The organism is Dyella solisilvae, assembly GCF_003351225.1.
GTDB lineage: Bacteria > Pseudomonadota > Gammaproteobacteria > Xanthomonadales > Rhodanobacteraceae > Dyella > Dyella solisilvae.
The window spans coordinates 126,477-144,173 of record NZ_QQSY01000001.1 but is presented as its reverse complement, the minus strand read 5'-3'; the positions used below and the strand labels follow the sequence as shown (position 1 = coordinate 144,173).

General features: G+C 64.2%; 14 protein-coding genes. 12 read left to right on the top strand and 2 right to left on the bottom strand.

Features of this window, described 5'->3' with window-relative positions:
* Window positions 1-57: 57 nt before the first annotated feature.
* From DVT68_RS00580 to DVT68_RS00555, 6 genes are all read left to right on the top strand, one after another.
* The gene (locus DVT68_RS00580; protein ID WP_114823136.1) at window positions 58-441 is read left to right on the top strand and encodes a hypothetical protein; all 384 of its coding nucleotides are present in this window, start codon (window positions 58-60) and stop codon (window positions 439-441) included.
* 69 nt (window positions 442-510) lie between these two features.
* The gene (locus DVT68_RS00575; protein WP_114823135.1) at window positions 511-1,326 is read left to right on the top strand and encodes an SDR family NAD(P)-dependent oxidoreductase; all 816 of its coding nucleotides are present in this window, start codon (window positions 511-513) and stop codon (window positions 1,324-1,326) included.
* A 220-nt stretch (window positions 1,327-1,546) separates the two neighbouring features.
* Entirely contained in the window at window positions 1,547-2,611 is a 1,065-nt protein-coding gene (locus DVT68_RS00570) for an HlyD family secretion protein (protein ID WP_114823134.1), read from the top strand.
* Window positions 2,608-4,146, top strand: coding sequence for a DHA2 family efflux MFS transporter permease subunit (locus DVT68_RS00565; RefSeq protein WP_114823133.1), 1,539 nt, complete (start codon window positions 2,608-2,610; stop codon window positions 4,144-4,146). The genes DVT68_RS00570 and DVT68_RS00565 overlap by 4 nt, the downstream gene beginning before the upstream one ends.
* Window positions 4,136-5,596, top strand: a complete 1,461-nt coding sequence (locus DVT68_RS00560; protein ID WP_114823132.1) for an efflux transporter outer membrane subunit — start codon at window positions 4,136-4,138, stop codon at window positions 5,594-5,596. The genes DVT68_RS00565 and DVT68_RS00560 overlap by 11 nt, the downstream gene beginning before the upstream one ends.
* A 12-nt stretch (window positions 5,597-5,608) precedes the next feature.
* Complete coding sequence (locus tag DVT68_RS00555) at window positions 5,609-6,202, top strand: TetR/AcrR family transcriptional regulator (RefSeq protein WP_114823131.1); 594 nt, start codon at window positions 5,609-5,611, stop codon at window positions 6,200-6,202.
* 5 nt (window positions 6,203-6,207) lie between these two features.
* Here the strand turns inward: DVT68_RS00555 and DVT68_RS00550 are convergent, their stop codons facing one another.
* Window positions 6,208-7,665 carry a glycoside hydrolase family 125 protein gene (locus tag DVT68_RS00550; RefSeq protein WP_114823130.1) on the bottom strand — a complete coding sequence of 486 codons (1,458 nt, stop codon included), beginning with the start codon at window positions 7,663-7,665 and terminating at the stop codon, window positions 6,208-6,210.
* A 530-nt stretch (window positions 7,666-8,195) separates the two neighbouring features.
* Between DVT68_RS00550 and DVT68_RS00545 the strand changes: the two genes are divergently transcribed.
* On the top strand, window positions 8,196-9,278 hold the full coding sequence (locus tag DVT68_RS00545; protein WP_114823129.1) for an AI-2E family transporter: 1,083 nt from the start codon (window positions 8,196-8,198) through the stop codon (window positions 9,276-9,278).
* Between the two features lie 49 nt (window positions 9,279-9,327).
* Here the strand turns inward: DVT68_RS00545 and DVT68_RS00540 are convergent, their stop codons facing one another.
* Window positions 9,328-9,873, bottom strand: a complete 546-nt coding sequence (locus tag DVT68_RS00540) for a TIGR00645 family protein (protein WP_199535936.1) — start codon at window positions 9,871-9,873, stop codon at window positions 9,328-9,330.
* 479 nt (window positions 9,874-10,352) lie between these two features.
* On the opposite strand from DVT68_RS00540, the gene DVT68_RS00535 reads away from it, so the two are divergent.
* The 5 genes from DVT68_RS00535 to DVT68_RS00515 all read left to right on the top strand — a co-directional run bounded on the left by DVT68_RS00535 (window position 10,353) and on the right by DVT68_RS00515 (window position 17,666).
* A complete protein-coding gene (locus DVT68_RS00535) occupies window positions 10,353-10,811 on the top strand; it encodes an outer membrane lipoprotein (RefSeq protein ID WP_114823128.1) in 459 nt (152 codons plus the stop codon).
* A gap of 78 nt (window positions 10,812-10,889) precedes the next feature.
* Window positions 10,890-11,390, top strand: coding sequence for a DUF6491 family protein (locus tag DVT68_RS00530; RefSeq protein WP_114823127.1), 501 nt, complete (start codon window positions 10,890-10,892; stop codon window positions 11,388-11,390).
* A gap of 672 nt (window positions 11,391-12,062) precedes the next feature.
* On the top strand, window positions 12,063-13,118 hold the full coding sequence (locus DVT68_RS00525; protein WP_158543430.1) for an efflux RND transporter periplasmic adaptor subunit: 1,056 nt from the start codon (window positions 12,063-12,065) through the stop codon (window positions 13,116-13,118).
* A complete protein-coding gene (locus tag DVT68_RS00520; protein ID WP_114823125.1) occupies window positions 13,115-16,255 on the top strand; it encodes a multidrug efflux RND transporter permease subunit in 3,141 nt (1,046 codons plus the stop codon). The genes DVT68_RS00525 and DVT68_RS00520 overlap by 4 nt, the downstream gene beginning before the upstream one ends.
* Window positions 16,224-17,666: a TolC family protein gene (locus tag DVT68_RS00515; protein ID WP_325050392.1), complete on the top strand. Its 1,443-nt coding sequence runs from the start codon at window positions 16,224-16,226 to the stop codon at window positions 17,664-17,666. The genes DVT68_RS00520 and DVT68_RS00515 overlap by 32 nt, the downstream gene beginning before the upstream one ends.
* The last annotated feature ends 31 nt before the right edge of the window (window positions 17,667-17,697 follow it).

Genomic DNA, 17,697 nt, shown 5'->3' with positions numbered 1-17,697 from the left:
CGATGCGTGTCTCGACTCGTTGCATGGAGGCAACACGCCACCACAGGACGAGAAGAGATGCTCGAAACCGTACATTCTGCCGCGGACCACGTGACGATCGTGGTTTCCATGAGCATCGCGGCGCAGCACGACGCTTCGGTCATTCAAGACTTGGCGCCTGGCCGCCCGGACGCCATGCCTGATTTCTCTCTCGACATCCCGTCGCCCGGACGGGTGTCGCCGGGCGCCATCGCAGTTGATGACGAATCGAAGGCGTGTATCTGGTCGGCGGAGCTGCAGAAGGGGGCGTCAATCCTGCAGAAGCGATTTCCCAGGCAGTCGGCCGCGTCACCGCGGGCTTGGCGGCCGCCGGCGCCAAGGCTCGAGCGCCAAGGCGCCACCCCAGGCCAGACGCCGCTTCACCACTGCAATGGCATAAAACGCTGCATATACGACATTTAAGTCTTTTCCCGGCGACATAAGACTAGAACCACTGGCCCGCATCCCGCAGGCACACGTGGAGCATTCGACATGAGCAACTACAGCAAGGGCACGGCCTTGATCACCGGCGCATCGTCCGGCATTGGCGCTGTATACGCCGACCGCCTGGCGCGTCGTGGTTACGACCTCGTCCTGGTGGCGCGCAATCGTGATCGCCTCAGCGAGCTTGCACGTCGTCTTACCGACGCGACAAGGCGATCGATCCAGGTTTTTCCCGCGGACCTGAATGACCCGGCTGAGCTGGCCAAGGTCGAGAGCCTTCTGCGAACCGACCGCAGCATCTCGCTTCTGGTGAACAACGCGGGGTTCGGCGCCACGACGCCGCTGCTCGAATCCGACGCGGGCCGGATGAGCGACATGATTTCGCTCAACGTGAATGCGCTGACGCGCCTGACCTATGCCGCCGTGCCCGGGTTCGTTGAACGCGGCGCCGGCACGGTCATCAACGTTGCGTCCATCGTGGCGGTTGCTCCCGAGATCCTCAACGGTGTCTACGGCGGCACCAAGGCGTATGTACTGGCGTTCTCGCGCTCCTTGCACCATGAGCTGGCGGGGAAGGGCGTGCGCGTGCAAGCCGTACTGCCGGGCGCCATCGCCACCGAGTTCTGGGATCTGGCGGGAACGCCGGTGAGTCATCTGCCGTCGCCGATCGTCATGACGGCCGAGAACCTGGTGGATGCGGCCTTGGCCGGCCTGGATCAGGGCGAACTCATCACCCTGCCGGCGCTGCCTGATGCTGAGGACTGGACGGCGTATGAAAACGCCCGACAGAAACTGCTGCCGAATCTCTCTCGCTCAGAACCTGCCCTCCGTTATCGGGTGGCGCCGAAGGCACAGCGGGCTTGATGGCTCTAGTGGCGATGCGTGGCGTTTGCCGCGATGGGCGCTGGACCACGCGGCCCTGACAGCGAGCCCGCTCATCGCCATCCCTTGATCCACTGATCAATCACCCACCCGCGTCAGTCGCTAACGCCGCAACGCAAGGCTTGCGATCCCTCGCGCTGGATCGTCCGTGTTAGGCATCGATTGAATGACGACCATCCTTTCATACTCGAGGTTTGCACTCATGTCCGCCATAGCTGAAGAAATCATCACGGAGCGGCCCAGAACGCGGATTCTGAAGCCACTGGTAGGCGCCATCGTTGGCCTAGGCATCGCCATCTATGGGGTGCACTGGGGGAGCGCCGGACGCTTTATCGAGGACACCGATGACGCCTATATCGGCGGCGACACCACGGTGATCGGTTCCAAGGTGCCCGGCTATATCGGTGTCGTCGCCGTCACGGATAACCAGGTCGTGCACAAGGGCGACCTGCTGGTGAAGATTGACGACCGCGATTATCGGGCGGCCCTGGCGAAGGCCAACGCCGCCGTGGCCGCGCAAGAGGCATCGCTTGGCAATCTCGATGCCCAAAAGCACCTGCAGGAGAGCGTAGTCGCCCAGGCCAAGGCCTCGCTGGCCGCCGCCAATGCCGAAGCCAAGCGTTCCAGGCTGGACAACGCGCGTTACCAGGAGCTTGCGGGGCGCGCAGCGGTTTCGGTCGAGAGCGCCCAGCGGGCCGAGGCGGATTTCGCCACGGCATCGGCTTCGTCCGATCGCGCGACAGCAGCGACGGAGGCCGCGCAGCGGCAGCTGGATGTGATCGAAACGCAGAAGAGCCAGGTCGAGGCGGCGCTGACGCAGGCCAAGGCAGAGGCCGACATCGCGAAACTCAACCTGTCGTACACCGAGCTGCGTGCGCCGATCGATGGCGTGATCGGCAATCGCCGCGCACGTCCAGGCGCCTATGCGGCGGCCGGCAGCCAGATGCTGGTCGTGGTGCCCGCCCATGGCCTGTGGGTCGACGCCAACTTCAAGGAGGACCAGCTCGAGCGCATGCGCGTCGGGCAGGAAGTGGATGTGCGCGCGGACGTGATGCCTGATCGCGTGTTCAAGGGACACATTGCCAGCCTCGCTCCCGCGACGGGATCTCAATTCAGCGTGCTGCCGCCCGAGAACGCCACGGGCAATTTCACCAAGATCGTTCAGCGAGTGCCGGTGCGCGTGGTGCTGGATGGCGCTGATGGCGACCTTGGCATTCTCCGCCCCGGCCTGTCCGTGACGGCACAGATCAATACGAAAGCGCCATGAGCCCCGTCGCCCAACTCACCCAGGGGCAGAAGATCTTTGCCTTCGCGAGCATGTGCCTGGGCATGTTCATTGCGTTGCTGGACATCCAGATCGTCTCCGCCTCCCTGCGCGATATCGGTGGTGGCCTGTCGGCCGGAGCCGATGACACTGCCTGGGTGCAGACGGCGTATCTGATCGCCGAGATCGTGGTCATTCCCCTGTCAGGCTGGCTGAGCCGCGTGTTCTCCACGCGCTGGCTGTTTGCGGCATCCGCCGCCGGCTTCACGTTGACCAGCCTGCTGTGCGGCATGGCGTGGGACATCAGGAGCATCATCATCTTTCGCGCACTCCAGGGCTTCCTCGGCGGCTCGATGATCCCGATGGTGTTCACCACCTCGTTCGTGTTCTTCCAGGGAAAGCAGCGCGTCATTTCGGCCGCCACCGTCGGCGCGATTGCCTCCCTGGCGCCGACCCTCGGGCCGACCCTGGGCGGATGGATTACCGATAACTACTCCTGGCATTGGCTGTTCTTCATCAATCTCATACCCGGGACCTTCGTCACCTTCGCCGTTCCGGCGCTGGTGAATATCGATGAGCCGGACCTTTCCTTGCTCAAGAAGGGCGACTGGTTGGGAATCACCCTGATCGCGCTTTTCCTCGGCTGCCTCGAGTACACGCTTGAAGAGGGGCCGCGCTGGAACTGGCTGGAAGACTCGACCATTCGCATCACGGCATGGGTCAGCGCCATCGCTGGCGTGCTGTTCGTGTGGCGCGGACTCAACGCCGAGCATCCGGTGGTCGACCTGCGGGCGCTCAAGGATCGCAACTTTGCGCTCGGATGCTTCTTCTCCTTCGTCACGGGCATCGGGTTGTTCGGCACGATCTACCTGACACCGCTCTTTCTCGGGCGGGTGGAGGGCTACAGCGCGTTTCAGATCGGCAAGGCGATTTTCTCGACCGGTCTTTTCCAGATCATGTGCATCCCGCTGTATTCCTTCCTCGCCACGCGCGTCGACTTGCGCTGGTTGCTCATGGCAGGGCTCGCACTGTTTACCGTGTCGATGTTCGAGTTCACGCCCATCACGCACGACTGGAGTGGCCGGGAGTTGCTCTTCCCCCAGGCCCTGCGTGGCATGGCGCAGCAATTCGCGGTTGCCCCCACCGTCACGCTTACCCTGGGTGGCCTGGCGCCGGCCCGCCTGAAGTTCGCGTCGGGGCTGTTCAACCTGATGCGCAATCTCGGTGGCGCGCTCGGTATCGCCGGTTGTGCAACCGTACTCAATGACCGTACGAACCTGCACTTTTCCCGCCTGGCGGAGCACCTGACGCCGGCGAACGAAACGATGAACAGCCTCTGGCCGGACCTCTCCAGTGTCTCGGAAGCGTCGCAGGCCGCTGTCTCCCAGCTGTGGCAACTGACGCTGCGCGAAGCCCAGACGCTGACGTTCAGCGACGCCTTCTTCTGCATCATGCTGGCCTTTGCCGTCACCACGGTGATGGTTCCGCTGATGCGCAAAGTCCAACCTCCCCAAGGACCCTCCGCCGATGCGCACTAAGCTCATTTCCTCGCTGCTCCTCCTCGGCCTGGCTGGCTGCACCGTCGGCCCCAATTATGTGAAGCCGCAGCTCGCCACCAACCCGACCTTTCACGAGGTCAACCCCACCCAGGCCTCCACGGCTCCGGCGCCTGCGACGCTGGATGCCTGGTGGACGGGATTCAACGATCCCGAGCTGGTCAGGATCATGGACCGCGTGATAGCGCAGAACCTCGACCTGGCGGCTTCTTCCGCGCGCGTGGAACAGGCGCGTGCCGCCGCCCGTCACGCGCAGGCCGATCGACTGCCGCAAGGCTCACTCGACGGCAGCATCACGAGGGAACATCAGTCCGAACTGAGTCCGCTCGGCAAGATTGCCAGCCATTCCCCGAGCTATGACCGGGACCAGACGCTGGCCGAGGTCGGAGCGGGCGCAAGCTGGGAGCTCGATCTGGCGGGCGGCCTGCGTCGGGAGGCCGAGGCGGCCGATGCCGAGTACCAGGCGGCCGAAGCCAGTCACGCAGGCGTCCGAGTCTCCCTGGCGGCTGAAGCGGCGGATGCCTATTTTCGTGTGCGGGGCGCGCAGGCGCGCATCGCCATCGCCGAAGACCAGATTCGCAACGAGCAGGGGCTGCTCGACCTGGTGAAGTTGCGTACCGAGCATGGCCTCGGCACCGCCCGCGAGACGGCACAGGCGGAGGCCCTCCTGTTGCAGGCGCAGGCGACCATTCCGCCGCTCAAGATCGAACTGGAAACCCAGCTCAATCGACTCGATGTCCTGATGGGCGCGGCTCCTGGCACGTATGCGGCCGAGGTCACGCCCAACACAGGCGCCTTCGTGGTGCCTTCGATCGACACGGCGGAAGGGCCGGCCTCGCTGCTGCGCCGGCGTCCCGACGTGATCGCGGCCGAGCGGGAACTGGCGGCGAGCAATGCACGTATTGGCGCCGCCGTGTCGCAGTACTATCCATCGTTCTCGCTTTCGGCATTGCTTGGATTCAGCTCGCTCTCAACTGGCAAGCTGTTCACGGGAGCTGCCTTCCAGCCTGCAGCCGCCCTGGGCCTTCACTGGCGCTTGTTTGATTTCGGGCGCGTGGATGCGGAGGTCCAGGGCGCCAAGGGCGCCAACGCCGAAGCGCTGGCGAAGTACCGCGGCTCCATGCTGCGGGCCACGGAAGACGTGGAAGACGCCATCGTCAACCTGACGCAAGCCGAAGCCCAGCACGCCGTGCTCAACGACGAAGTCGCGGCGCACGTCAAGGCGCGTGATGCGGCGCAGGATGCCTACACAGGAGGCGCCGTCAGCCTGATCGAGGTGCTGGATGAAGATCGCCAGCTTCTCAACGCCCGAGACTCGCTTGCGCGTACTCACACCGATGAGGCTCGTGCCGCCGTCGCCGCGTTCCGGTCGCTTGGTGGCGGCTGGGATGCGCAGGCATCCGGGCAAGAGTCTGTGACCTCGCTGCAGTGATCGGGGTGTTCCATGCGATACGCCAGTCACCACAAGCAGGCCACCCGGGAACGCATCGTAGAGGCGGCGGCAAGGCGCTTTCGAGAGAAAGGATTCGATGCGTCGGGCGTGCAAGGCCTGATGGAAGCGGCCGGCCTCACGCACGGCGCATTTTTCAATCACTTTGCTTCCAAGGAGGACCTGGTCGCGGAGGCCACCTCCGCTGCGCTCGATCAGCGCGTCAATGGTGTCCGCAAGCAGTTGGAGGCCGGACGCGGCATTGAGGGCTACATAAGGAGCTACTTGTCCCTGGGGCATCGTGACAACCCGGGCCGTGGCTGCGCCGCGGCCACGCTGGCCGCGGAGGTGGCCCGTCGAAGCGTGGAAGTGCGGCAGGCATTTGCCGAGGGTGTTTCGCAGCTTATCGAGATTCTCGCTGCGCACTGGCCTGACCTGCCACCGGAGGAGGCGAGTGCGCGCGCCATGGCGCTCTACGGCTTAATGTCAGGCACGATGCAATTGGCTCGCGCCACACCGGACGAAGCGTTGTCTCGTCGAATCCTTGAAGCGGGAATCCAGGCCGCCTTGGAGTTGCTTTCGGGCAAGCCCGGCTCGGCGCCGGGCTGACGACTTCAGGCGCGATCGCCGACGTAGGCTTTGCGCAGCACTTCCGGATGGCGCCGGGCCAGGTCAACGATCAGTTCGCCGAATAGCGAGTTCGCCCAGGCGAACCAGCTGCGCGTGTATTTGGTCGGGACGTCCTGATCAAACGCCTCATGCATGAATCCGGTGCCGGCGTGGGTCGCCTTGAGCCATGCCAGGCACTGGGTGATCTCACGGGTGTCACTGGCGGTAAGGGCGCGCATCATGATGGACATCGGCCAGATCATGCGCAGCCCAACGTGTGGGCCGCCAATGCCTTCGGCGGCGTTTCCCTTGAAGAAGTAGGGGTTGCGCGTGCTCCAAACCTTGGCCCGCGTGCGCAAATAGTTCGCATCATCCCGGGAGCAGGCGCCGAGGTAGGGCAGGGCGATCAAACTCGGTACGTTGGCGTCGTCCATGAACAGTTGATTGCCAAAGCCATCCACCTCGTAGGCCCAGTAGTCACCCAAGTCGCCATGAATGACGCCGTGGATTTCCACCGCGCGTTGAATCTCGTCGGCCAGCGCATGGCATTCGGCCCCAGCAGAGGCGTCGTGACGGACCCCTGCCAGCATCTCGGCGAGCTGGCGCAGGCTGGTCACGGCGAACAGGTTGCCCGGGATATTGAACGGGTAGATGGTGGCGTCGTCCGACGGACGGAACATGGCGTGGACCATGCCTACCGGCCGGGTCGGTTGGCCGAAACCCTGCAGGTACTGCGTGTCATTCGGCGTCGGCGACGCTCGCTGGAAATGGTATGGGCCAGGTCCGTCCTTGCGCTGCTGTTCGCGAAAAGTCCTGATGACGGTGAGCATGGCCGCATGCCAGTCATCATCAAAGGCGGTGACATCCCCGGTGGCTTTCCAGTAGCCGTATGCAAGTCGGATGGGGTAGCAGAGAGAATCGATCTCCCACTTTCGCTCAGCCACGCCAGGTTTCATGTCGGTGAGGTCGTGCTGCGACCATGTCAGGTTGGACTTTGCCGCCGGGTCGCGCGTCAGCGCATTGGCGTAGGGGTCGATGCGGATGCTCAGCGCCTGTCGATGAATGAGCCCCTGGAAAAGTCGTTGCAGGCCCTTGTCCTGAGCAGCGAGCTGCACGTACGGCCACACCTGTGCGGACGAGTCACGCATCCACATGGCGTCGATATCGCCGGTGACAATGAAAGTGTCGGGCTTGCCGTGCAGCGTGCCGATCTGGACGGTGGTGTCCAGCGTATTGGGGAAGCAGTTCTCGAACATCCACGCCAGCTCAGGGTCGGCCATGCCCGCCTTGGTCCGCGCGATCAGCTGCTCCACAGCGGTGCTGGTGAACTTGCGCTTGCCCACGGGCGGACGTCGACTGATGAAGGCTGGCGCGCTGCCGGCCGCGGCGTAGGCGCCGCCCGAGAGCAGTCCTGCAGCGGGCGCCAGCGCCATCCATTTGAGCAGGTTGCGGCGGGTTGTCATCAATGAGCGGCCCTCAGCTGCGTGATGTTGATCGGCGAGGGTCGACGTAGCGGAGCCGCCATGCCCGGAGCCGGCAGCTTCGCTATTCCCCCAGTGACAGGGTGGCGCGATATCACACGCCTGTCACGGGGCCTACTCTATTACCTCGATCACTTCTGCAGGGGGCGCCTGGCCATGCATAAGCCCCGGGTCGAGCTACTCATGGCCGCTGGCCTTCCGGCGATCGGCTGCCCGGTAAGCGTATTGGCGCAGGGGGGCGTGCCAGGAGTGAGTCAGCCTCCCTGGTCGGAGCCGATCCTGAGCGGAACCGTCTGGTCATCGTCAGGGATGGTGTCAGCTGCAAGAGCGTTCCATGGGCCGGTTGAGCACTGCACTAGTCGGCGGTCATCGCGGTTCGGCTGACGCGACGACCAACGCAAACGACGTGACACGAAGCTGATGGACGGAAGCAACGCCAAGGCAGGCCAAGGACTTTCGCCATATGACGCCACGGAAGCGATGAGAGTGCAGACACTTCGCGAAACTCACCCATGAGCGAACGATTCCCGTCCTTGATGCGTGGCGTCGTCTTCGTGCTCGCCGTGGGCTGGGTGCTGCACATTGGCCGGCAGATATTCGAACCGATCATCATCAGCGTGCTGGTGGTCTACGTGATCGTCGGTGTGGCCAGGCTAACCCAGCGCATTCCGTGGCTTGGGCCCTTAATGTCGGTGAAACTGCAGTACACGTTGGCGATTCTTTTGATCGTCCTTGCGGTAGTGGGCATCGCCTCGCTGATCATCAGCAACATCGCGCGAATTACGCTGCTTGCGCCCAAATACCAGGCCGGCCTGATAGAGCTTATCCAGAAATGGTTCGTGATACTGGGGGGCGCGTCGGAGCCAACGTGGGACTCGCTGCGTCGCGACATTATTGGACAGATCAACATACACCGTGTCATCAGTTCCACCTTGTCATCGGTGAAATCCATCGTAGGTGGCGCTGCGGTGGTGCTTTTGTACGCCGTGTTTCTGTTGATCGAGAAATTCAACCTTCCCTACAAGATCTCCAATATCGCCAAGGAATTCCCCGGGGCCGCCATCTGGGAGAGAGCGATCATCGATATCAATGATCGCATCGGCACCTATCTCGCGCTCAAGACGTTCTGCAGCGTGCTGCTCGGCCTGATCAGTTGGGCGATCATGGCGTGGTTCGGCCTGGAGTTCGCAGCTCTGTGGGCGATCCTGATCGCTCTTCTGAATTACGTGCCTTACCTCGGCACCTTTCTTGGCGTTCTCTTTCCGGTCGCCTTCTCGATCGTCCAGTTCGGCCAGCTTGAGGCCGCGATCAAGGTGGCGATCGCGTTGTCGGTACCGCAGTTCTTCATCGGAAATTTCCTCGACCCCTACCTCATGGGCAACTCGCTGAACCTCAGCCCGTTCGCCATCCTTGTCAGCTTGGCCGTATGGGGGGCGCTGTGGGGCATCACCGGAGCCTTTTGCGCCGTACCCATCACCGCCTGCATAGCGATGGCGCTTTCCGAGTTTCCCGAAACGCGACCGATAGCGATCATGCTCTCGCGAAATGGCGATCTCGGGCCGGCGCTTAGGTCCACGGCCGGTCCTGACGGGTGATTTGGATTGCCGTTGCGCACGGCATTCTTGCAACCCTTGCGCGAGTTCTTCAGTCGCCGGTCGTCTTGCGCCTTCTCGTGGTCAAGGACGAAACGCGATCGGAAATCGCCAGTGCTATGGCCGACAGCAAGAGCGTGCAGTGAATGATCGCCATCCAGATCAGCTGGCCTCGTTCAAAGGTCTCGCCTTCCTCCATCTTCATGAAGGCCCTCAGCAGGGCAATAGCGGAGATGGCGATGATGGAGCCCATCAGCTTCATCTTCATGTCGGTGAAATCGACCATGCCCATCCACGATGGACGGATCTCGCTGGCGGAATCGATGCGGTCAACGAAATTCTCGTAGCCAGCCAGAGTGACGATAAGCAGCAGGTTGGCAACCAGCGTCAGGTCGATCAGCGCGAGCGCCATCAGGATGGCGGCAGTCGGCGTAAGCTCGAACAAGTGCCTCAGGTTGAACACCAGTTCGCGCAGAAACACCAGCAGCAGCGCGAAAATCGTAAGCACCAGGCCGAAATAGAACGGCACCATCACCCAGCGAGCGCCGAACAGGAGTCGGGACAGGGCGTTGCGGAAATGGCGAGGTTGGTCGTTCACGGCATGCTCCTGGCTCGGCGAGAGATGCGCTCGGGCTTGCTTCGTCTGCGTGCCAGGGGCATGCAGCTCAACCTTTCATGGGCGCCGTGTCGCTACGTCTGGCGGCGCGGCGCGATGTGTCTTCGACGGGCCCAGTGCGTGCGGCGGGTCGAGGTGACCGGAACAGCGCCAGACTCCAGGACGGATTTGCCTGTCTTACCATCCCGGATCCGCCAGCGATGCGCCATCGGAGCACTTCAGGACGCCGCATAGATGGGTTGTCTGGTGCAACAAAGTACACCCGATCTGCGTTCGCGCCTATGTGAAGCCTCGGAGCTCGCCGAGGAACATTTGCGAGTCATGAAAGGCCAGGAGCGTACGCCGCATTGGTACGGTTGATTTCACAATCACTTCATTGACCTCCTTCTAGGTTCAGTTGCACAGGGCGAGAGATTCAGGGGCGGTGTTCAGGAAGATCCGACCTCCATGGAGTCGCGCACATGAAGCACTCAAACTTTGGCCTCGGCTTGCTGGTTACGGTCGGCCTGCTGATCGCGGGTTGCGCCACACACACAACGCCGCAGACCTTCAATCGATCCGAAGTCGGTGTCGCCCGGTCGGTGCAGTGGGGAATAGTGCGTGGCTTGCGGGATGTGACCATCCAGAGCGATTCGCGTGGTGTGGGGACGGCCACCGGCGCCGCGATCGGCGGCATCGCAGGCAGTACGGTCGGTGGTGGCAGTCGCGCCAATGCCGTCGGGGCCATCGCCGGTGGCGTGGCGGGCGGCGCGGCCGGCAATGCCATCGCGCGCAATGCCCGGCCTGGCGTGGAAATCACCGTCGAACTGGACGGAGGTCGCACGGTTGCGGTGACCCAGGACGGCACGTCCGGCGATTTCCGCGTAGGGGATCGGGTGCAGGTCAGTTCCGACGGCGGCACCACTCGTGTGACCCGTTAGGTACGAGCCCGCCCTGGGGTACTCGGCGGCATCCTGACGTAGCCGTTGTGCGTCATCCGCTTTGAGGCAGAGATCACCATGCCAAAGGCACCGTTTGCGCTGTTGGCGGCCGGCCTCCTGGTCGGTTGCGCCAGCACGTCCACCACCTTGACGACGCAGCAACGCCTGGAGTTGTACCAGCAACACGCCGGGGCGCCGATCGAGTCATTCCGCATCGACAACTTCATCCGCACGCGAAGCTGGACGCCATTGGGCGACCAGGCGCTGGCCGTATGGCCCCTGGGGAGCGATGGCTACCTGCTGGAATTGCGAGGTCAATGTTTCGGGCTGTCGACATCGCCGCGCATTTCCATCACCAATTCCAGGAGTCAAATTGTCACGCGCTCCGACAGCGTGGTTCCGGCACCGCTGACGATCAAGCGCCCGATCGGGGCATATTCCTGCCGGATCCAGTCGATACGTCCGCTGGATACGCGTGCGCTGCATGACGCCAAGCGTGAACTGCGGGACGCCGAGCTGATCGACCGATCCGCCGCGCCACCGGAGCAGGACGAACAAAGCCATCCCGCCGGCAACTGAGCAATCGCGGCGACGCATGGCGCCGCAGCCCACTGGCGAACGAATCTCATCGCCAGCCAGGGACAGCGCGTCCTTCGTTGCAGAGGGACGAAAGGCGCCCGACCACGACCGGATTTTCGCGCCAATCGTCATATGCCTGCTGGTGGGTGACGCGATTACTGGCATGCCCGCGCAAACGCGTCGCACGCCGGCAGGATGCGTCTTCCAGAACGAGCTGATTTGCGCTGAGGACTGTCGCAGGCCTGTCGTCGATGCCTTCACGGGGCGATGACGGCTCTTTGTATCAACTCGATGCCCGGCGCGCATTTTCGCCTGCACGGCGCTACTGTCATGGGCAAGAAGGTCAGGGCATGCAGGGGGCGAGCGTTTCGCGGCGCCGCGTGCCAGATGAGTTGAACCTGGGACTCCGGGGGCAATGTGACCTTCTGCAGATGGATAGGATTCCTTCCTGGGTCAGCGTTCTGGCGCCGCTGTCGCGCGCGTTGCGATCGCGCAGCGGTTGACGGTCGCATGCAGTCACCGTACCGCGGCTCAGCCGTCGTGACTAGCGCCGACGCCAGGCCTCACGCCACGCGGATTTCCTGGCATGTGTATTCGGCTGCACTCTGCGGCGGCGTCATTTTGCTCGCTGGTTGCGGGCAGGGCGGCACGCCTGGAGGCGGGGGAGCGGGCATGTTCGCGCCCACCGTCTCCGTCGAAAAAGTACATGCCAGCCCGGTGCCCAACCTCATCGAACTGCCGGGAAGGGTAGAGGCCGTGCGATCGGCGCAGGTGCGCGCACGCGCCGACGGCATCGTCGAACGGCAGATCTACGTGGAGGGAACCGACGTGGCGGCCGGCGCCCCGCTGTTCCAGATCGATCCTCGCGACCTCCAGGCACGCCTGCAGCAGGCACGTGCCTCATTGGCTTCGGCGCAGGCCGGACGCTCCCAGGTGGCAGGGCTGCGTTCCCGGCTGTCCCAGCTGGTGGAGCGCAAGGCGGTCAGCGTGCAGGAATACGAAACCGCGCAAGCCTCGTTCCAGCAGGCCGATGCGGCCTTGCTCGAGGCGCAGGCCGCCGTCGATCGCGCGCAATTGCAGCTGGACTACGCCACGGTGCGGTCGCCCATCGCGGGGCGCGTTGGCCGCGCCCAGGTCAGCGAAGGCGCCCTGGTCAGCGCGGCGTCGGCAACCCTGATGACCCAGGTTGACCAGCTCGACCCGGTGTTCGTCACGTTCCACCCGTCCAGCGCCGTCATGGGCGAGTTGGAACGCGGCATCGCAAGCGGCCGGATCGAGCCAGGCGACAGCAAGCACATGCGGGTCACGCTGCTGCTTGAGGATGGCTCTCGCTACCCCCTGCAGGGCGAGACCGACTTCACCGAGAAGACCGTCGACCCCGCCACCGGCAGCCGCATGCTGCGCGCGCGCCTGGACAATCCGGACCGACGCCTGCTGCCTGGCCAGTTCGTGCGCGGCATTCTCGCTGCGGGCACGCTACGCGACGGAATCAGCCTGCCCGAACGCGCCGTCGCCATCGGCGAAGACGGTGCAACCGTCATGACGGTCAACGCCGAAGGTGTGGCCGTGCGCCAGCCCGTCACGCTGGCTGGCCAAGCCGAGGGGCGCTGGGTGATCCTGTCGGGTCTCAACTCGGGCGACAGCGTGATCGTCGATGGCTGGCACAAGGTTCAGCCGGGCCAGCACGTGAATGCACAGCCGGCGAAGGCCGCGCCGCCCGGGTCATGAGCGGCTTCTTCGTCTACCGTCCGGTATTCGCCTGGGTGGTGGCATTGTTCGCCATCCTGTTCGGCGGGATCGCGTTGTATTCGTTGCCGGTCGAGCAATTTCCCGACGTGGCGCCGCCGTCCCTGAGCATTTCCGCCACCTTCATCGGAGCCGATGCTCAGACGGTGGACCGCACCGTGACGTCGCTGATCGAGAACGAGCTCAACGGCGTCGACGATTTCCTGTTCCAGAGTTCCACCAGCCGCTCCAACGGCACGGCGCAGATCCGCATCACCTTCCGCAGCGGCACCGACCTGGACCGCGCCCGCTCGCAGGTGCAGGACCGGTTGGCGCGCGTGGAGCCCCGTCTGCCGGAGGAAGTGAGGCAACGCGGCGTGCAGGTTACCCAGTCGACGACCGGGTTCCTGATGCTGGTGACGCTGAGCTCGCAAAGCGGCCAGCGCAGCGCGCTGGAACTGGGTGATTTTGCCTCCAACAACATCGTCGAGGAACTGCGGCGCCTGCATGGCGTCGGCGACGTTTCGCTGTTTGGTTCCAGCTATGCGATGCGCATCTGGCTGGATCGGGAAAAACTGGTGAGTTACGGCCTGTCGCCGGCCGAGGTGATCGCGGCGGTGCGTGAACAGAACGCGCAGACGCCCGGTGGCGGACTTGGCCTGCAGCCCCTGACGCCGGACACGGAAACCACCGCGCAGATCGTGACGCGCGGACGCTTCACCAACCCCGAGCAGTTCAGGCAAATCATTGTGCGCGCCACGCCCGGCGGCGCGACGGTGCGGCTGGGTGACGTGGCCCGGGTTGAACTGGGCAACGACAATTACGGCTTCGAGATGACTCTCGACGGTCGACCCGGCGCTGGCATGGCGATTTCGTTGACCTCGGGAGCCAACGCACTCGCCACGGCCACCGCGGTGAAACGGCGCATGGAGGATCTGCAATCGTCCTTCCCGTCGGACGTCCAGTGGAGCGTGCCGTTCGATACCACGCCGTTCATCAGCGAATCCGTGCGCGGTGTTTTGCGCACCATGATCGAGGCGATGGTTTTGGTGTCCATCGTGGTGCTGCTGTTCCTGCAAAGCTGGCGGGCCATGTTCCTGCCGACGCTGGTGGTTCCGATCTCGCTGATCGGCACCTGCCTCGGCCTGGCCATGTTTGATGCGTCCATCAACCTGTTGTCGCTGTTCGCGATGGTGGTGGCCATCGGCATCCTCAACGATGACGCCATTGTCATTGTCGAGAACGTCGAGCGCATCATGCGCGATGACCATTTGCCCCCGCGCGAGGCGACGGTCAAGGCCATGAGCCAGCTGACGGGCGCCATCATCGCCACCACCCTGGTGCTGTTGGCGGTGTTCATTCCCCTGGGTTTTTTCCCGGGATCGGCAGGCGGCATCTACCGGCAGTTTTCGATCACCCTGAGCGTGTCGCTGGTGGTGTCCACGATTCTCTCGCTGACCCTGGCGCCGGCGATTTGCGGCGCCATGCTTCGTCCGGCGGAGCCGGGCGGGCAGGGGCCAGCTCCGGTCAGGCGGCTGTTTGACGCTATCAATCGTGGCCTGGATCGGGCAACGCGCGCCTATGTCGGCGTGGTGGAACGGATGCTTCGCCGCCCCTGGCTGTGGATGGGGCTGTTCGTGTTCGTGACGGGACTCACGGCGCTGGCCTACTGGCGCCTTCCCGCCAGCTTCCTGCCTGACGAGGATCAGGGCATCCTGTTCGTCGCCTACATGGGAGCACCGGGCACGACCGCGCCGGTGACGCGGCAGGCGGTAAGGCAGGCCGAGGCCATCCTGCACCAGCAGCCGGAAGTGATCAGTGTTTCCACGGTCATCGGCTTCAGCTTTTTCGGGCAGGGGCAGAGCATGGCGATGTCCTTCGTCAATCTCAAACCCTGGTCTGAGCGTGGCCGCGGGCACAGCTCGCTCGATCTGGCGCGGCGACTGAATGGTGCGCTGTCGCGCATTCCGCAGGCGCAGATTTTCGCTCTCAACCCTCCGCCGATCCAGGCGCTGGGCAACGCTTCCGGCTTCACCATGAAAGTCGAGGATCGAAGCGGTGTTGGCACGCGTGCACTGCAAGGCATCGCCATGAACATCGTGCAACGCGCGGCGGCCAGTCAACGAGTCACCGGCGTCAGGCCCGAGGGACTGCCGCTCGCGCCGCAGCTGTTCGTGGACATCGATCGCACCCAGGCCCGGGCGCTCGGCGTGAACCTCGCGCAGGTCAACCAGACGCTTGGCGTCATGTTCGGCTCGTCCTACGTCAACGACTTCATCCACCAGGGCAACGTGCTGCGCGTTTTCGTTCAGGCGGATGCTTCACAACGCATGCGGGCCGAAGACGTGGCGGACCTGCGGGTGATCGGCAACAACGGTCAGTCGGTGCCGTTCTCGGCTTTCGCGACCGCACACTGGACCGTCGGTGATCAGCAGGTGGAGCGATACAACGGATTCCTGTCGACGACCGTCTCAGGCCAGGCGGCCCCCGGCGTATCCAGCGGCACGGCCATGCGCGAGATGGAGAGCATCGCCGAGGCCGTGCTTCCGCCCGGGACGCGCTTCGAGTGGACCGGTACCGCTCGCGAGGAACAGGAGGCCGCAGGACAGGTGGGCCTCCTGCTCGGGCTGGCCCTGCTGGTCGCGTTCCTGTTGTTGGCGGCGCTGTACGAAAGCTGGAGCACACCGGTGGCGGTCATGCTGGTGGTGCCGTTCGGCATCTTTGGCGCCGTGCTGCTGACCGGCGCGCGCGGCATGTCGGCCGATGTGTACTTTACCGTTGGCCTGATCACCATCATCGGCCTGGCCGCGAAGAATGCGATCCTGATCGTGCAGTTCGGTCTGGACGAGGAGGCGCGCGGCGTGCCGACGACGGAGGCGGTGCTCGCCGCCACGCGCCAGCGCCTGCGTCCCATCCTGATGACCAGCCTGACCTTCATCGTCGGCATGCTGCCGCTGGCATTGGCCAGCGGGGCCGGCGCCGCCAGCCGACAGGCGGTCGGCACGGGTGTGCTCGGAAGCATGTTCACTGCGACGGCCTTCGGCATCTTCTACACGCCGTTGTTCTATTTCCTCTTGCGGCGGCGCGCCGCTCCAGCGCAGGCCACAGATGTCACTGGCGTCGAGGCGAGTCATGAGTAGGCGCGCGCTACTCTGCGGACTCCTGTTGCTCTCGGGGTGCAATCTGGCGCCGCGGTACGAGCCGCCACCCGTGGCGATGGCGGATCAATTTCCTTCTCCCGAGACCCACGGCGCGCGTGCGCCGGAGCTCCCCTGGCAGGATTTCTTCCACGACCCGGTGCTGCGCGATCTCATTGGCAAGGCGCTGGACAACAACCGGGACCTTGCCGCGGCCGCCGCGAGGATCGAGCAGGCCAGGGCGCAATTTCGCATTCAGCAGAGCCAGAGGTTGCCGAGCGTGAATCTCGGCGGCTCCGCGGATCGTCTACGCGCGGCAGTCAGCCCGGCCGAAGATGCGCCGCGGGTGACCGTGGACAGCTACGCCGTGCAAGTAGGCATTCCGGCCTTCGAACTGGATTTCTGGGGAAGGGTCGCGAACCTGAGCGAATCGGCCCGTCGCCAATACCTGTCGACGGTGGAAGCGGAGCGGGCTTTCCGGCTGTCGCTGATCGCCAACGTGGCGGCCAGCTACTACGCCATGCGTTCAGCGGAAGAGGGCATCGTTCTGGCGCAGAAGTCGCTGGACAGCCGGCGCGAGACCATGGAGTTGGCCCAACTGCGCATGGACGTGGGGTTTACGTCCTCAATCGACTATAACCAGTCCTATACACTGGTGACGCAAGCCGAGACCCAGTTGGCTCAGCTGAAGCGTGGTCGCGAGCAAACCTTGCACCTGCTGCAACAGTTCGTCGGCGTGCCCTTGCCCGATCCCTTGCCGCCCAGCCTTCCGCTGGAAGACACGACGCAAATTGCGCCCCTGGCGCCCGGCCTGCCTTCGGACCTGCTCAACGATCGCCCCGATGTCCGAGCCGCCGAGGAGCGGCTGCGCGCGGCCAACGCCAACATAGGGGCGGCGCGCGCGTTGTATTTCCCGACCATTGCATTGACTGGCGCGGCGGGTTACGCCTCCGATGAACTGTCCAACCTGTTCTCCGGCCCCAATCACTTGTGGACGTTTGGCGTCGGCGCGACGCTTCCGCTGCTGGACTGGGGGCGTCGGCGCTCACAGGTGGAACTGGCGCAAGGGCAACGCAACGAACTGGAAGCGACGTATCAGTCCACGGTGCAGAATGCCTTTCGCGAGGTGGCCGACGGGCTAAGCGCCACGCAGCACAATGCCGAACAGATCCAGGCACAGATACGTACGGTCGAAGCGCAGGCCGCGCTGGTGACGACGGCGGAGGATCGTTACGGCGTTGGCCTGACCCCTTACCTGGAAGTACTGGACGCCGAACGCAACCACTTCGCCGCCGAGCAAACCCTGCTGCAGCTGCGCGCCTCCGACTTGCAAGACCGGGTGAATCTCTATGCCGCGCTCGGCGGTGGTGATCTGCCGCCGCCGCAAAAGACAGTGGCTTCGCATGACCGTTAGCCTGCCTGGTGCAGCGGCGCAACTTCCAGGC

Bases quoted from the DNA above. Each gene is read 5' to 3' on its own strand.
- DVT68_RS00580 (WP_114823136.1), top strand. From the start codon at position 58: ATGCTCGAAACCGTACATTCTGCCGCGGACCACGTGACGATCGTGGTT.
- DVT68_RS00575 (WP_114823135.1), top strand. From the start codon at position 511: ATGAGCAACTACAGCAAGGGCACGGCCTTGATCACCGGCGCATCGTCC.
- DVT68_RS00570 (WP_114823134.1), top strand. From the start codon at position 1,547: ATGTCCGCCATAGCTGAAGAAATCATCACGGAGCGGCCCAGAACGCGG.
- DVT68_RS00565 (WP_114823133.1), top strand. From the start codon at position 2,608: ATGAGCCCCGTCGCCCAACTCACCCAGGGGCAGAAGATCTTTGCCTTC.
- DVT68_RS00560 (WP_114823132.1), top strand. From the start codon at position 4,136: ATGCGCACTAAGCTCATTTCCTCGCTGCTCCTCCTCGGCCTGGCTGGC.
- DVT68_RS00555 (WP_114823131.1), top strand. From the start codon at position 5,609: ATGCGATACGCCAGTCACCACAAGCAGGCCACCCGGGAACGCATCGTA.
- DVT68_RS00550 (WP_114823130.1), bottom strand. From the start codon at position 7,665: ATGACAACCCGCCGCAACCTGCTCAAATGGATGGCGCTGGCGCCCGCT.
- DVT68_RS00545 (WP_114823129.1), top strand. From the start codon at position 8,196: ATGAGCGAACGATTCCCGTCCTTGATGCGTGGCGTCGTCTTCGTGCTC.
- DVT68_RS00535 (WP_114823128.1), top strand. From the start codon at position 10,353: ATGAAGCACTCAAACTTTGGCCTCGGCTTGCTGGTTACGGTCGGCCTG.
- DVT68_RS00530 (WP_114823127.1), top strand. From the start codon at position 10,890: ATGCCAAAGGCACCGTTTGCGCTGTTGGCGGCCGGCCTCCTGGTCGGT.
- DVT68_RS00525 (WP_158543430.1), top strand. From the start codon at position 12,063: ATGTTCGCGCCCACCGTCTCCGTCGAAAAAGTACATGCCAGCCCGGTG.
- DVT68_RS00520 (WP_114823125.1), top strand. From the start codon at position 13,115: ATGAGCGGCTTCTTCGTCTACCGTCCGGTATTCGCCTGGGTGGTGGCA.
- DVT68_RS00515 (WP_325050392.1), top strand. From the start codon at position 16,224: ATGTCACTGGCGTCGAGGCGAGTCATGAGTAGGCGCGCGCTACTCTGC.